Here is a 15,098-nt window from a genome sequence, read left to right as displayed (position 1 = left end):
TCGGGTCGCCGATCACCCGATGACGCGAGATGACGGCGCGGTCAGCGCACGCGCAGGATGCCCCACATCCCCTGCTCGACCGACCACCGGAAGACCCCGTCGCGGTAGGCGTGGTCGCCCTGCGCCTCGACGTCGAACACCAGGTCGTGCACGCTGCCCGCGGTGATCCCCCCTACCGCGCCGGCTCGTGGCCCCGCGCCCGGCCGCGGCGCCGAGGGCCAGGAGACGCCGTGGACCGTGAACGTGTGGTTGCGCGGCTTGTCCGCGGCGGAGACGACGCGCAGCCACACCGTGCCGTCGTCGGGCACCTCCATCGTCGGGGTGCGCGGCTCGCGGACGGCGAGCTGCGTGCGGGGGTGCACCGGCTCGGTGCGGTAGCTGATGCCCTTCTGCCCCGAGTCCTCCGGGTCGTCGCCGGGCACCACGTCGCGCACCGGCTCGGCCGGGTTGCCGGCGACGAACAGCCGCAGCCCGTCCTGCAGGAACAGCACCTTCTCGTGCGCCACGGTCTCGCCGGCGCCGTCGACGATCCGCGCCTCCGACCCGCTCCACCGCTCGTCGCCGTGCCCGTCCTGCGGGGTGTGGCCCGCCGGGAGCACGACCAGCGCGCCGACCAGGCCGTGGTGGCGATGGTTGCGGATGTCCGCCATGTCCTGCAGCAGGCACACCTGCCCGGCGCCGCCGGCCGGGGCGAGCAGCGGGTCGGCGTACCACCAGTACTCGCGCCAGTTGCGCTCGACGTGGTTGCCGTGGTCGTCGCGCAGCACGACGGTCGTCTCCTCCGCTCCGTGCGCCCGGTGCTCGGCGTCGTCGACCGGCAGGGCGGCAACCGTGCCGTCGTGGTTGCGGCCCACGTTGGACCCGTCGTCGGAGACGACGTCGTACGACAGCAGCGCGGCATGCAGTGAGACCCGGGGTGAGACCTTTCGCCGGTCCGGGTCGCCCAGCTCGTCGACGTGCTCGATCGGCAGCCGTGGCGGGCTCGGCTCGACCTTGAACTCCGGCAGGAACGGGTCGGCGAAGAACCGCGGGTCGTCCTCGTGCCCCGCCGGAACGACGGCGCCGATCTCGTCGTCGTCGGAGTCGAGCCTCGGCAGGAGGACCTCGTTGACGAGGGTGATCCGCACCCACTCGCCCGCGCGGGCCCGCAGCACGAGCGGACCGGGCGCGTCGTGCAGCCCGTCGACGCGGAGGTGTTCGTCCGGCAGGGTCAGCGGTGGCCGGTCCGCCAGCACGTACTCCAGGCCCCAGGGGTCGGTGAGCACGTGCCCCCGGTAGCTGTGCTCGCGCCGCCGGGCGACCACGAGGTAGTCCCGGTCCGGCTCCGTCGGCCGCGAGGGCACGGGCCGGGTGGGGCCCGGCGAGGTCGGGAGCGGCGGGAGGTCCGCGTGGGTCGGACCGGGAACGAGCGCCCGGATCAACCCCCAGCAGCCCAGCCACAGGTCGTCCATCGCGTGGAACGACCAGAGGTGGTCGCCGGGCCCGTAGGGGCTCGCCTCCTCCGGGTCGATGTCGAGGGTGAACGCCTCGGAGATGCCGAGGGTCTGCTGGTTGACCAGCGTGGATGTGGGGTCGTGCCACTCCCGGCGCCACCGCATCCCGTGCAGCACGAAACCGTGCTGCTCTTCGTGCGAGCCCTGGATGAGCCGGATCCGCAGGCGCTCGCCCGGGTAGGTGCGGATGACGCCGGTGTCCGGGTCGCCGAACCGGCGCGGTACGCCGTCCGGGTCCGGCGGCTCCAGCTCGTCCGGCCGGTGTTCGCGGGAGCTGAACCACTCCGAGGGGTCGTCGCCGCGGAACCGCAGCGGTGCGTTGCGGTAGTTGACGGCCATCGCGCCCGGGTCGTCGTCGCCGCCCAGCTCGCCCGGCGGGTTCAACGGCTCGCCGCGCCCGTCGTGGAGCGGGACGAAGTCGCCGATCGCCAGGCAGGCCTCCCGGTACGGCGGGAGCGTGCCGGAAGAAGTGAACTCGGCGTCGCGCGGCACGATGACCGCCTCGGCGTCCGACCACGCCGTGCCGTTCTGGTCCGTCGTCAGCCACTGCGACGCGAAGGGTTCCGCGATCAGCGCGGCGAACAGCCCGTGCTTCTGCCGGTAGTTCGCCAGCAGGTGGTCGTGGAAGAAGCAGGGTCCGAACTCCTCGTCGACGACCCAGCGGTGGAACCCGACGATCCGGGAGACCGCGTCGCCGGCCAGGTCCGGGCCCACCGCCTCCCGGCAGCTCGCCCCGGACAGGTAGTTCCAGCCGGTCGACGAGCCGTCGGCGGCCATGACGTCGAACTTGACGAGGTGCACGTGCAGCCCGCACTCGACGGGCGGGGTGATCAGGTCGAAGTCGTCGGCCGGGAGCGTGCCGAGCGTGTTGATGAAGGTCAGCTCGACGACGTCGCCCTGGTTGGCCCGCGGGAAGAACGGCTTCGGGCCGGTGAACGGGGGTGCCACGACCGGTTCGCACGTGACGACGTCGCCCTCCCCGTCGAGCTGGCTGATCGCGATGCCGGTGATCCGGTAGAAGTGGCCGTTGTCGTCGTGCCAGCCGTTCTCGTTGTACTCGACGACACCGGAGGCGACCTCGACGTCGTAGTGGATGATCCGGGGCGGCGGCAGACCGGCCTTCTGGTTCCACGTGACCTGGTCGCCGTCGAGGTCGACGAACAGCATCCCGGGACGCGGTCGGGCGACGACCTCGGGAGCGAACGCCGCCAGCTCCAGCGGCGAGTGCAGCGGCATCTGCAGCAGGGCACGGCGGCCGTACCGGTGCTCGGGCAGCAGCGCGGGCGGCGGCGGCGCCTTCTGCGGGAACTCCGCGTCGATGAACCAGGGAAAGCCCGGGTGGTTCGCGTCGACCGGGTCGGGGTCGCGGCCCGGGAGCGGCGCCAGCCGTCGGCCGGGTGTGCCGTCGGGAAAGGCGAGCGATCCGTCGACGAACCGGTCGAAGCTGCGCCACAGGCCCCACATCCCATGGTGGAAGTGCGGATACAGGTGGCAGTGCCAGATGACGTCGCCCGGAAGGTGCTGCCGGCTGCCCGACCCGTAGAGCGGGTCGATCGTGTAGGCGGTCTGCGGGCCGATGGTGATCGAGTCGAGCAGCTGGGAGCCGGCCGCGGTGCCGGGTGTCGCGCCGTCCTGCGGCGTCGCGCGCCACTGGTGCACGTGCAGGTGGAAGACGTGGGTCTCCTTGACCCCGCCGTGCACGAGCCGGATCCGGGCCGGGTCGCCCTTGTAGCAGCGCAGGATCGGTGTGATCGGGTCGCCGAAGAGCCACGAGCTGTGGTGCTGCTCCTCGCCCGCGACCCGCTCCAGGAACTCGCCCTCAGGAGTGCGGGCGATCCGGAACACCTCGCCGAGGTCGTCGTCGAGCTCGATCGTCACGGCCGAGTGGTCGATGCCGACCTGGCCCGGCGGCGGCTCGGGCGCAGTGCGCTCCGCGAGGCGGCGCATCCGGTGCGGCAGCCGGTTCGGCATGGGCTCGGCCCGGTACGACAGCGGCATCACGGTGTGCTCGCCGACGAGGTGGAAGCCGCTGTGCACCTCCGGCTCGTCGTGGAAGAAGATCGTGAACTCGCGGTGGCTGCGCAGGCCGTGCAGGTGCAGGTCGACGTACTCGTCGTCCGGACCGTCGACGGGCTCGCCGGGCACGTGGATGTCGACGTACAAGCCGACGGCTGCGCGCTCCTCGCCGTGCAGCTCGCAGCCGGTCTCGGGGTCGTGGTAGGTCGTGCCGGGGTCGCCGACGACCAGCGCCCCGAACAGCCCGTGGACGTTGCCGCCCTCCTCGGTGCCGCGGACGTCGGCGAGGTCGTTCAGCGGCCACACGCCCTCGTCCGGGCAGGCCCAGCGGTAGGTCACGGTCCGCCCGAAGGCCGCGGTCGTGTCCGGGTTCCGGCCGACGTCGGCGCCGTCGCCGTACCGGACGCCGGAGCCGCCGGGGCCACCGAGCCCGCGACCCTGTGCGTGCAGCCCGACGTGCGCGCGGTCGCGGATGTCGTTGCGCAGCCGCACGGTCAGGTGCTCGCCGCGGTGGGCGCGCAACACCAGGGGACGGACGAGGGGGACCGGACGCAGCGGGTTGCAGCGGTCGTAGGGCGGGGTGTCGACGCCCAGGCCGGTCACGTCGTGGCGGTGGTCGTTGAACATCAGCCGTTCCCAGCCGTCGGGCCAGCCGGGCGCCTCGGCATCGAGGCTCTCGTCGACCCGCCGCAGGGCCGCGACGAGGGCCTGGTCGACCTGGAGCAGGGCGGCGCGCCACTCGGTGAGCCACCGGTCCCGGACGACCGGGTCGGGGTCGAGCTCGCGGACGTGCCCGTCGGTCAGCTCGTCGAGGGCCGCCACCAGCTCGTCCACGGTGGCGCCCAGGTTCTGGCGCACCGCCTTCTCGTGCGGGGTGTCACCGAGGTGCTCGCCGCCTCCCAGCTTGTCGAGCATCCGGCCGTAGCGGACGAGCCCGTCGACGACGAGCTGGATCAGCTGCCGCCGCCGGTGCAGCCCGGGCAGGAACTCGTCGTGTTCCTTCCAACGCTCGTCGAGCCAGTGCAGCAGAGGCGCGTGCCGGGCCAGGGCGTACATCCGGCCGTTCGGGTCGTGGTCGCCGTCGAGGGTGTAGACGATCGGCACCGACAGCGCGACGACGTCGTAGTCGGGGGCACCCGGACCGGACCGCCTCCCGGACCGCTTCCGGGCGGGCTTGCTCTGCTGGGGCATCGCTCCTCCTTGCGGGGCGTCCGGCTCAACCGGAGAGCAGGCCCGCGAGGAGCGGACCGAGGACGAGGAGGGCGCCGGTGCCGAGCAGCACCGCACCCACGGGACGTACGAGCCGGCGGCCCCGCGGCAGCAGGCGCTCCGCGGCCATGACCAGTGCCAGCGTCACCATCACCGGCAGTGCGACGGCGCCCGCGGCGCCGTCGACGACGACCGCCACGCCCATCAGCGCCACGCAGCAGCCCGCGCACGACAGTGCGTACGCGCCGGCCAGCGTGGCGACGTCGACGACCGGGTTCTCGCCGTGCCAGTGGCGGGCGGCGAAACCGCGCGGCGACCGGCAGGCGGTGAGACACCGGTCCTTCCACGGACCGAACTGGTAGGCGCCCGCCGCGCCGACGACCGCTCCCGCGACCACCGCGGGATGCGCCGCGAGCCACGGCACGGCCGCCACGCCGCTCCGCACCGCGTCGGCGGCGCCGATCAGCAGTGCTCCGGTGACCGTCCAGACCCCGACGAACGCTGTTGCGCCCGCCGCCACCAGCAGGCCCGGTGCGCGCCGGCGGGCGACGAGTGCGCGGAGGACGCCGAGCATCGGCAGCGCGGGCGGCAGCATCATCGCCACGACCATCACCGCCCAACCCGCGAGCGCGGGGTGTCCCGCGTCCGGGGCGTGCGGCAGCAGGACCGTCGCCGCCCACGCCAGCGCGGCGAGCGGCAGGACGACGGCGGCCGGTGATCGGAGCCCGGCGACCGGCGCGGTCACGGACGCTCTTTGTGGACGTAGTGGAACGGGCCTCGCATGCCGGAGCGCCCGGTGACCTCGATGAACCCGCCGGGCAGGGCGGCGGCGCGGATCGTGAGGGTGTCGGAGTGGTGTGCGGTGACCGTCTCCTCGTCCGCGATGCCCAGCTCCTTGGACAACGCGGTGCGCCGCAGGGTCAGCGCCTCGTGCCCGTCGAAGCAGGCCGGGCTGAGCGTCGCCACGACCGGCTGCGCTCCGCCGCTGTCGACCGTGACGGTCACGTCGTCGCCGGTCGCCGTGATCGCGATGCCCGCCGGCTCGACCAGGACGACCGTGCCGTTGACGGCCTTGAGGTCCTCGAGCGGCCCGGACCTGTCGCCGGAGAAGGCCTGGCCGAGCGCGGTGAGGGCGCCGGCCCGCTCGTCCTCGGGCAGGTCGACGACGTCGACGAAGATCACGGAGAGGGTGTTCTCCGCGGCCGCCTGTCCGCGCCGGCGTCCGAGGTGGGTGGTCACGCAGACCACCCGGGCGCCGCCGACCTGGAGTCCGTCGACGGTCGAGCCGGTGTCGACCGACCACGCGAACAGCCCGGTGCAGTGGCCGTCGTCCGGCTCGTCGTCGGTCCAGCAGGGGCACATGAGGCGGCAGTCGCAGGCCTCGACGAACGTGCCGTTCAGCAGGTAGCCCATGGTGTCTCCGGGTCAGTTGCGGACGGTGACGGCGACGACCCGCGTGCCACCGCGGGTGGACGTGAGGGTGACGACCGATCCCGCGACCGGGCGCAGGCCGGCGTCGGCGGGGCCGAGGTCACGGCGCAGGTCGAACGCCTGCGTGGTGTCGGCCGCGACGGTGCCGATCTCCGGGCCGCTGGCATTGCCCAGCCGCGCGGTGACCCGGTTGGGAAGCGCGCCGGAGACGGTGCCCTCGATCCGCCACTGGCCGCGCTGCGTGCGGAACTCGACCCGGCCGGGAGTGATCGTGTCGAGCAGCGGCGTGACGGTGACGGTGTCGGTGTCCGGTCCGCCGCCGGGGCCGCTCACCGTGAGGGTCAGTGTCACCGGCTGTGCGGGCATGGTGAACGAGACCTCGGCCGTGTCGGCCCCGTCGAGGACGAGGCCGGCGACGTCGCTGGTCCACGCGAAGCTCGCCGCTCCGGCCGAGAAGCCGCCGCTGACGCGCACCAGGTCGCCGACCGACTCGGTCCGGTCGGGCCCCGTCTCGGCGACCGGCGGGGTCAGCGCCGCGACCGTCACCGTGACGGAGTCGGTCTTCGGGCCGCCCGGGCCTTCCACGGTGAGTGTGAAGGTCAGCACGGAGCCGGCCGCGGGCGCGGTGAACGTCGGCGTCGCGGTCGTGCCGCCGCTGAGGGTGACGTCCGCTCCGTCGGTCTGCTCCCAGGAGAAGCCCGTCGCGCCGAGCGAGCCGGCGCCGTCGAGCCGGACCTGCTGGCCCTGCTGCACCGCGAGATCTGCCCCGGCGTCGGCGACCACCGGCACGGGGTCGAGCGCGGTGCCGGTGACCGCGACGGCCCGCGCCGCGCGGCCGCCGAGGTCGGAGGTGACGGTCACCGCGGCAGGTGGGGCGGCCGTGGCGAAGGTGCCCGGAACACCGAACCCGGTGACCGTGAGCGTGCCGCCGTCCGACGACGTCGCCGCGACGGTCAGCTGTGCGGCGTCGAGGTCGTAGGTCGCGTCCGTGATCGTCACGGCGTCGGTCACGGTCGCGGTCACGGCGAACGGCGGCGCGTCGGTCCGGTTCGTGAGGGTGACGGTGGCCGGCCGGGAGCCCGTGGTGACGCGGGCGAGGTAGCGACGGTCGTCGGCGCGCAGCGCGGTGTCGGGAACGCCGGGGCCGGACACGACGAGGGCCTGGCCGCGCACGGAGGTGGCGAAGACGTCGACCTGCGTGACGCCGCCCGCCCCGGTCGACACGGCCCGCGTCACGGTGGCGCCGAAGCGGGTGGCCAGCTTGCCCTGCACGGTGAACAGCCGGGTCAGCGCCTTGTTCGGGTTCGTGGGGTCGTCGGGATCCCGGCCCGCCGGGCCGTTGCCGACGCCCGGTCCCTCCAACCGGAAGAACCCGTCCGGGCCACCGGCACCGACGACGACCGTGCGTTCGCTGCCGCCGTCGCCGAGGTATCCGGCCGGCGGGTTGGTCGCCCAGCGGAGGAAGGGGCCGATCCGGGAGGCGAAGGGCGAGGTGAAGTCGCCCGGCGCGCCGATGTCCTCGGTCTCGAACACCCGGCCGCGGTCGTCGGCCTCGCCCGCGATCACGCCGTAGGGACCGGTGGCCGTGTAGGTCCGTCCGGGTTCGACGTCGTCGATCCGCAGGCGGATCCGGCCGAAGACCATCTGCTGCCCGTCGACGACCGCGCCGGTGCCTCCGAATGCCGCTTCCAGCGCCAGGATCAGGCGTGCCCGGGCCGACCCCGCCGGGCCGCCGACCAGCATCTCCGCCTCGGCGCTGAAGTAGAAGGCCTCGTCGGGGAAGTTGTCGGGGAAGACCACGGGAGCGCCGGGCGTCGGTGGTTCGAGCGCGGGCAGGTTCGGGTCGTCGGCGTCGAGGCCGAGCTCCAGGCGGGTGCCGTCGGAGTCCTCGTACCAGAGCGGGAAGTGGTGGACCGGGTCGATCGGGCCGACATCGATGAGACCGTCCGGCATCGTCGACTCCGTTCTCCGGGCACGGCGGAGCCGACGGCCGTGTGTCCATTGAGGACCCTGGCCGCCGCACGCTCCGCGTGAAAGGGATGTCGTCGACAGCGTGAGCGAGCGCCGAAGGCCAGGTCAACGAATCGCCGAGGCCATACGTACATCTGCGTACGGCGTCAGCGGGCGGACCAGCCGCCGTCCGAGGCGATGACCTGGCCGGTCACCCAGTCCGCCTCGTCGCTCACGAGCCACCCCACCAGCCGGGCGGTGTCGGACGGCGTGCCCCATCGCCGTCCGGGGTTCTCGGCCGCCACCCACGCCCGTGTTGCGTCGTCGGCGTATCCGGTGTCGTTCGGCCCGGGGTCGACGCAGTTGACGGTGATGCCGCGGGGCATGAGGTGCGCGGCGACGCTGCCCGTGAGCTGGTGCAACGCGCCCTTCGATGCGATGTAGGGCAGCTCGTCGGGCATCGCGCCGTGGTACTGGCCCGAGGTGAAGAACAGGACGCGCCCGCCGGGCCGGCCGTCGTGCTGCGCCGCGAACGCCTGCGCGAGCAGCAGGCTGCCGCGGGTGTTGACGGCGTGGCAGCGGTCGAGCTCGTCGGCCGTCAGCTGCTCCAGGCTCTGGGCACCGCTGCGGGCGTGGTTGGCGACGAGGACGTCGACGTGGCCGAAGGCCCGCCGCGCGGCGTCGACGACGCGTGCGGGAGCCGCGGGATCGGCCAGGTCCGCGCTGACGTGTTCGGCCCGTCCGCCCGCGTCCCGGATCTCGGCGACGACGCCCTCGGGACCGCCGGGATCGGCGCCCCACGGCTGCTCGGCGTCGTGCGGGACCCAGGAGTGCACGAACACGGCGGCACCGTCGGCGGCCAGCCGGCGGGCGATCGCGGCACCGATCGCGATCCGCCGGCCGACCCCGGTGACGAGGGCGACGCGGCCCTCGAGCGGTGATGTCATCGCGGTCCCTTCGCCGACGTGGTCCTATGACACGATCCTCCGCGTGGATCATGGTCGGTGCCGGTGAAGGTTCTCGTCCTCGGGCACACCGCCGAGCTGGGTGGTGCCGAGATCGGCATGGTGAGCATGGCCCGGTACCTGCCGGCGGACGTGCGCGTCGTCCTGCTCGAAGACGGACCGCTGGTCCACCGGCTGCAGGCCGCGGGGTGCACGGTCGAGGTCCGCGACCTGAACGCCTCGCTCACCCTGCCGGCGCGCGACCGGCGCACGTCCGACGACGTGGCCCGGTACGTGCGGGCGCTCACCGAGCTCCGCAGGACGATCCTCGACGCGGTGACGCGGCACGGGGTCGACGTGGTCCTGCTGAACACGCTGCGGGTGACCCGGCTCGTCGCCGCCTGCGCCCTCCCACGACGGGTCCGGTGCGTGACGATGCTGCGTGACGGCCTGCGGCCTCCGCACATCAGCGGCCGGGACGCGGTCGTCGATCAGATCGCGGTGAACGCCGTCAGCGCGGCCGTCGTCGCGAACAGCACGTGGACCGCCGGTCAGCTCGTCACGCCCCGCCCGACGTCGGTCGTGCCGCCCTTCGTCGCCGCCGACTTCTTCGAGACCCCGCTCGTGCACCCGCCTGTGCACAGCGCCGACGACGAGCTGCGGGTGCTGATGCTGGGCCGCATGGCGCACTGGAAGGGGCAGCTGTTGGGCCTGCGCGCGCTCGCCGCCCGCCGGACCTCGCGACCGCTCGCGGTCACCGTCGCCGGCGGGACGTGGTTCGGCGAGACCGCGCACCAGGAGAGGATCCGCCGGTTCGCCCGTGAGCATCCGCAACTCCGCGTCGACGTGCCCGGGCATGTCGACGACGTCGTCGGGCTGATCGACCGGCACGACGTGCTGCTGCACACCTCCCTGATGCCCGAGCCGTTCGGCCAGGTGGTGGTGCAGGGGCTGGCCCGGGGCCGGGTCGTCGTCGCGGCCGATCAGGGAGGGCCGGCCGAGGTCATCCGGTCCGGCCACGACGGCCTGCTCTACCGGATGGGCGACGAGGAGGAGCTCACGGGGACGCTGGACCGGGTCGCCGCAGGCGGTCCCGAGTTCGCCGCGATGCGCGCCACCGCCGTCCGCACCGCGCAGGAGTACCACCCCGAGCGGACGGCGGAGCGACTGACAGCGGCACTCGAGCGGGTGGTCGGCGCCTACGCCCGCGCGTGAGCCGATCTCCTCCTGGGCATACTCCGCCGGGTGCGCGGACTCCCCGACCAGTTGCGCTGGCTGCTCACCGGCACCCCGCCGAGCCGGATCGGCTTCTCGCCCGGCCCTCTGACGGATCTGCGCAAGCGACGGCATGCCGCCGGGCTCGCGGCGCGGTCCCGGCCGCTGCGGCTGTGCCTGCTCGAGCACGACACGTCGACGATGTACTTCGCCGAGCCGACCGCGTTCTGGATCAACGAGCGCAGCCGGGTGTGCTGGGCCGAGCGCAACGGGCCGCCGGAGCGGGCCGACCTCGTCTGGGTGTTCACCCAGGACCCGCTGACGCCCGAGGTGCGGACCTGGCTCGACGCGCAGCTGCGGCGGGTGCGCCCGGGCGTGCGCGTGCTCAACCCGCCTGCGGTGTACGACGCCTACCACGACCCCGACTGCTTCCCGCGGCTCGCGGACGCCGGGGTGCGGGTGCCGCGCACGGAGCTCGGTCCGGCCGACGTCGGCGTGACACCGGTGGTCTACAAGGCCGTGGGCGAGCAGGCGGCCCGCAAGGACCTGTGTGTCTACGACGGGCCGCGGCCCGGCTTCCGCGCCGCGGTCGCGTACGACAGCCGCGGGGCCGACGGCCGGTACCGCCGCTACCGGGCGTTCGTCCTGGGCGACCGCGTGCTGCCCGAGGACGTGATCGTCGCCGACCACTGGAACGCCAGCCTGCGCCATCTCGTCACGGTCGAGCGCAACTACGCGCTCACCGAGCTCGAGCGCAGGCAGCTCCTGCTCATCAACTCCACGCTCGACCTCGACTTCAGCTGCGTGGACTACCTGCGCGAGCGCGACACCGGCGCCCCGGTGTTCCACGACGTCAACGTCTACCCGACGGTCGTGGGCGCGTGGCAGGGCGACATGCCGGCCCGTGACCGCGGCCGGTGGCACGTGTTCGACAACTGCGACCGCCTCGGCCTGGCCCCGCCCGGCGGACGACCGGTGTGGCGGCAGTTCGACGACGCGCTCCTGCGGCTGGCGGCGGGGCCCGGTCCCGCGCTCCCGGTGGCGTCGGCCGGCGGCCACACCCGGAAGGGCACAGGCGCTCCGTCGTCGCCCGGCCGTGCGGGATAGCGTCCCGCCGTGTCGATCAGAAGGTTCGCGCTCGTCGCGATGGTCGTCGTGGTCGGGATCGCGGTGGTGGCCGTGACGGCGGTCGGCAGGGGCTGGGTGCCGCGCCCGGCGCCCGGCGCCGTGCCCTCGGCGGCAGCGGTGGCGGCGAGCTCGCCGGTCACCAGCACCCCACCGCCGGCCCCGACGGTGTTCGACACCGGGATGACCACTCCGCACGACCACGACGCGGGCCTGTGGATGTCGTGGTCGCTGGTCGACAACACCGACGGCAGGAGGGTGGGCTCGGCCAACAGCACGACGGAGCGCACCAACTCCGAGTCGAGCATCAAGGCCTGGATCACCACGGACTTCCTGCGCATCGCGAGCCAGAAGGGGCGCACCCTGCAGGCGGGCGACCGGGCCACGATCGACGCCGCGATCCGCAAGAGCGACGACCAGGCGGCGCAGCGGCTCTACCTCAGGCTGGGCGGCGACGAGGTGCTGCGGGACCTGAAGACGGTCTGCGGGGTCGGTGTCTCGACCGCGCGGCGCGGGTACTGGTCCTACGCCCAGATCACCGCGGCCGACGCCACCGCGATCCTCGACTGCGTCCTCGACAAGGCGCCGACCTACCCTGGTGGCGACGAGATCGTCGACGACCTGCACAACGTCGCGGCGGACAACGCCTTCGGTATTCCGGAGGCGCTTCCCGCGGGAACGAAGTTCGCCGTGAAGAACGGGTGGACCGCCCATTCGGCGACCGGCAAATGGAATGTCGACTGCGTGGCGTCGTGGGACCATTACACGCTCGCGGTACTCACGCGTTATCCGATGGCGCGCAAGCTCGACTACGGCGCGACGGTCTGTCGTGACGTCACCGCCACGGTGCTGAAGAAGCTCGGCTGACCGCCGCGTGGAGCTTGCGGGAGCTCCACGCGGCGGTCCTACCGGTCAGGAGTCAGCGGGGACCCCTGCCTCCCGGACCCTGACCCGGGTTCTGGTTGTCGCCACGGTCCGGCCTGCCGTTGCGCACCGGCGGAGCGCAGTAGCGGTTCTCGCGCCGCTGGTGCGTCCACACCATGCGCCGCTGGCGCTGGCTCCACTCCCGCTTGTCCCAGTGGCCGCCGCGGCGGCCGTCGTCCCAGCGCCAGTCGCGCCCGGTGTGGGCCGGCTTGCACCACCGGACCGGCCAGGGAGCGGCGGCGACCGCCGCCGGTGCCGCCGTGACGGTCGCAGCCGACGCCGCCGGCGCCGTGGCCACGGCCAGGCCGAATGTCGTGGCCGCAGCCATGACCATCAGACCGATTCGTTGCGACAGAGCATTCATCGAACCCCTCCTGAATGCGAGCGGGAAAATCATGTCGTGCAGCACGTCGAGCACTGCCGCCCCGCCATTACAGGCGTTTCCGGGAGAAGTATCGAACGTGTCGGGGAGGGCGGAAAGAACGAGCAGGTGGACGCCCTGACGGCCCGTTCCGCCATTCTTCCGGGTTCACTCCGGCGGGAGACATCCGTTGACACACCGCTGCGGTGTCGCAGCGGACGGTCACGGCAGGAGCGGCGCCAGCGTAAGGGCGAGGTGCAGCCGCAGGCGGTCCCGGCCGTCGGCCAGGTCGAGGCCGGTGAGCTCCTCGATGCGGCGCAGCCGGTAGTAGAGGGTCTGTCGGTGGATCGCCAGCTCCGTCGCGGCGCGCTGGACGTTGCCGGCGTGGTCGAGGAACGCCGCGGCGGTCGCGGCCAGCTCGGGGTGGGACAGCAGGGGCTCGACGGCCGCGTCGACGGCGCCCTCCCGCAGCGCCCGCCGCGGCCCGCAGGCGAGGAGCCGGTGGACGCCGAGGTCGGCCCACGCGGCGACCGGGCGGAGCCGGGGCACGGAGTGGGCCACCCGGGCGGCGAGCCGCGCCTCGCGCACGCTGCCGCTGATCCCGGCGAGGTCCGGCCGGACGCCGCCGACCCCCGCCACCACGGCGTGGTGCAGCGCCGGCTCCAGGCGTTCGGTGTAGAGCAGCCGTGCGTCGCGGGCGACGTCGCGGACGGCCAGGGCGGCCGGGACGAGCAGGACGACGTCCCCGTCGGTGGCGACCGCGACGACCGCGCGAGGCAGCCGCCAGAGGTTGAGCGGCGGCGGGTCGCGCGGAGCGTCGAGGTCGAGCACCACCGCACACGCCGGCACGTCGCGCCCGAGGGCGCCGAGCCCGTCGATCTCCTCCGCGGCCGCTTCGGCGACGTCCCGGTCGCCGGTCAGCAGGTCGCGCACCTGGCCGTCGAGGCTCTGCCGGGTGCGGGCGCGCTGGGCCATGACCGTGCCGGCGCGGACCGCGTGGCGCATCACCCGCTCCAGCGCCGCGTCGTCGAGGCGGTGGTGCTCGTCGAGCGCCCACAGGTAGCCGTAGGTGACGCCGTTCCAGCGCGCAGGCAGGCACGCGCGGGCGACGATCCCGCGGGCGGGGTCGGCAGGCGTCCGGACCGGCCGGTCCGTGGTGGCGATCCCGAACGCCTCGAACCACTGCTGCACCTCGGCGGTGGAGCGGCGGCTCAGGATCGTCCGTTGCCGGACCGGGTCGACCTCGTCGGCGTGCGCGGCGAACACCACCAGGTTGAAGTCGCGGTCCTCCAGCACCACGGGCGTCGCGAGCACCCGTGACACCTCGTCGACGATGTTCTGCAGGTCAGGACCCACGGGGGCAGTCTGGCACCGCCTTGATACAGCTGTATGAAATCCGACCTGTTTCCTCGGCGGTCTGTCCATGGGTCCGGCGGCGTCGGCTGCTTACCGTTCCTCCATCAGCCCGCCTCCCGGAGGTCGCCCGATGTTCAGTTCCTCGGTGCTCGCCGTCACCCACCACCCGCAGGTGCGCCGCCTCGTCACGAACTCGGCCTCCCGTCGCCTCGTCGGCCGCTTCGTCGCAGGCGACGACCTCGCGACGGCGATGGACCCCATCCGCACGCTCGTCGAGCGCGACCTGCTCGTCACCGTCGACCACCTCGGCGAAGACGTCACCGACGCCGCCGACGCCATGGCCACCCGCGAGGCGTACGTCGCGCTGCTCGACCGCCTCGACGACCTCGGCCTGGCGCACGCCGTCGAGGTGTCGGTCAAGCTCTCGGCGGTCGGCCAGGCGCTGCCCGGCGACGGCGGGCGGATCGCGCTCGACCACGCCGCGGCCATCTGCGCCGCCGCCGCCCGCGCCGGCACCACCGTCACGCTCGACATGGAGGACCACACCACCGTCGACTCCACGCTGGAGATCCTCGGGACGCTACGCCGCGAGCACCCGTGGGTCGGCGCAGTGCTCCAGTCGGCCCTGCGCCGCACCGAGGCGGACGCCGCCGACCTGGCCCGGGCGGGGTCCCGGGTGCGGCTGGTCAAGGGGGCCTACGCCGAGCCCGCCTCGGTCGCGCACACCGCGAAGGCCGAGGTCGACGAGGCCTACCTGCGCTGCCTGCGCATCCTGATCTCCGGCCCCGGGTATCCGATGGTCGCCACCCACGACCTCCGCATGGTCGAGGCCGCACGCGCCATGGCCGTCGTGCACGGCCGCTCCGCCGACGACCACGAGTACCAGATGCTCTACGGCATCCGCACCACCGAGCAGGACCGCATCGCCGCGTCCGGCGACCGGATGCGCGTCTACCTGCCCTACGGCGCCGACTGGTACGGCTACTTCACCCGCCGCCTCGCCGAGCGCCCGGCCAATCTCGCCTTCTTCCTGCGCTCGCTGCTCAGCCGTTGAACACTGACCTCGACAACCTG

At 73.6% G+C, this 15,098-nt stretch carries 11 protein-coding genes; 4 read left to right on the top strand and 7 right to left on the bottom strand.

Annotated elements, in window-relative coordinates; translation table 11 throughout:
• Nucleotides 1-41: 41 nt before the first annotated feature.
• The 5 genes from RM445_RS08650 to RM445_RS08630 form a co-directional block, all read right to left on the bottom strand.
• On the bottom strand, nt 42-4,700 hold the full coding sequence (locus RM445_RS08650) for a multicopper oxidase domain-containing protein (RefSeq protein ID WP_311555607.1): 4,659 nt from the start codon (nt 4,698-4,700) through the stop codon (nt 42-44).
• Between the two features lie 25 nt (nt 4,701-4,725).
• Nucleotides 4,726-5,463 carry a DUF2182 domain-containing protein gene (locus tag RM445_RS08645; RefSeq protein WP_311555606.1) on the bottom strand — a complete coding sequence of 246 codons (738 nt, stop codon included), beginning with the start codon at nt 5,461-5,463 and terminating at the stop codon, nt 4,726-4,728.
• The gene (locus RM445_RS08640; RefSeq protein ID WP_311555605.1) at nt 5,460-6,131 is read right to left on the bottom strand and encodes a DUF1326 domain-containing protein; all 672 of its coding nucleotides are present in this window, start codon (nt 6,129-6,131) and stop codon (nt 5,460-5,462) included. Before RM445_RS08640 ends, RM445_RS08645 begins: the two co-directional genes overlap by 4 nt.
• Nucleotides 6,132-6,143: 12 nt before the next feature.
• The gene (locus RM445_RS08635) at nt 6,144-8,102 is read right to left on the bottom strand and encodes a PKD domain-containing protein (protein ID WP_311555604.1); all 1,959 of its coding nucleotides are present in this window, start codon (nt 8,100-8,102) and stop codon (nt 6,144-6,146) included.
• Nucleotides 8,103-8,266: 164 nt separating this feature from the next.
• Nucleotides 8,267-9,046, bottom strand: a complete 780-nt coding sequence (locus RM445_RS08630) for an SDR family oxidoreductase (protein ID WP_311555603.1) — start codon at nt 9,044-9,046, stop codon at nt 8,267-8,269.
• A gap of 63 nt (nt 9,047-9,109) precedes the next feature.
• On the opposite strand from RM445_RS08630, the gene RM445_RS08625 reads away from it, so the two are divergent.
• From RM445_RS08625 to RM445_RS08615, 3 genes are read left to right on the top strand one after another with little or no spacing between them, the layout of a single operon-like run.
• Nucleotides 9,110-10,258, top strand: a complete 1,149-nt coding sequence (locus RM445_RS08625) for a glycosyltransferase family 4 protein (RefSeq protein ID WP_311555602.1) — start codon at nt 9,110-9,112, stop codon at nt 10,256-10,258.
• A gap of 30 nt (nt 10,259-10,288) precedes the next feature.
• A complete protein-coding gene (locus RM445_RS08620; RefSeq protein WP_311555601.1) occupies nt 10,289-11,365 on the top strand; it encodes an ATP-grasp domain-containing protein in 1,077 nt (358 codons plus the stop codon).
• Between the two features lie 9 nt (nt 11,366-11,374).
• On the top strand, nt 11,375-12,250 hold the full coding sequence (locus RM445_RS08615; RefSeq protein WP_311555600.1) for a hypothetical protein: 876 nt from the start codon (nt 11,375-11,377) through the stop codon (nt 12,248-12,250).
• A 52-nt stretch (nt 12,251-12,302) separates the two neighbouring features.
• On the opposite strand, the gene RM445_RS08610 is transcribed toward RM445_RS08615, so the two are convergent.
• Together RM445_RS08610 and RM445_RS08605 are read right to left on the bottom strand one after the other, a co-directional pair.
• A complete protein-coding gene (locus tag RM445_RS08610) occupies nt 12,303-12,671 on the bottom strand; it encodes a hypothetical protein (RefSeq protein ID WP_311555599.1) in 369 nt (122 codons plus the stop codon).
• Nucleotides 12,672-12,890: 219 nt separating this feature from the next.
• Nucleotides 12,891-14,024, bottom strand: coding sequence for a PucR family transcriptional regulator (locus RM445_RS08605; protein ID WP_311555598.1), 1,134 nt, complete (start codon nt 14,022-14,024; stop codon nt 12,891-12,893).
• Nucleotides 14,025-14,154: 130 nt separating this feature from the next.
• Between RM445_RS08605 and RM445_RS08600 the strand changes: the two genes are divergently transcribed.
• The gene (locus RM445_RS08600; protein ID WP_311555597.1) at nt 14,155-15,078 is read left to right on the top strand and encodes a proline dehydrogenase family protein; all 924 of its coding nucleotides are present in this window, start codon (nt 14,155-14,157) and stop codon (nt 15,076-15,078) included.
• The last annotated feature ends 20 nt before the right edge of the window (nt 15,079-15,098 follow it).

This window comes from Pseudonocardia charpentierae (genome assembly GCF_031845345.1).
GTDB classification, from domain to species: domain Bacteria; phylum Actinomycetota; class Actinomycetes; order Mycobacteriales; family Pseudonocardiaceae; genus Pseudonocardia; species Pseudonocardia charpentierae.
The sequence above is the reverse complement of the archived record's forward strand: the minus strand, read 5'-3'. Positions and strand labels throughout refer to the sequence as shown.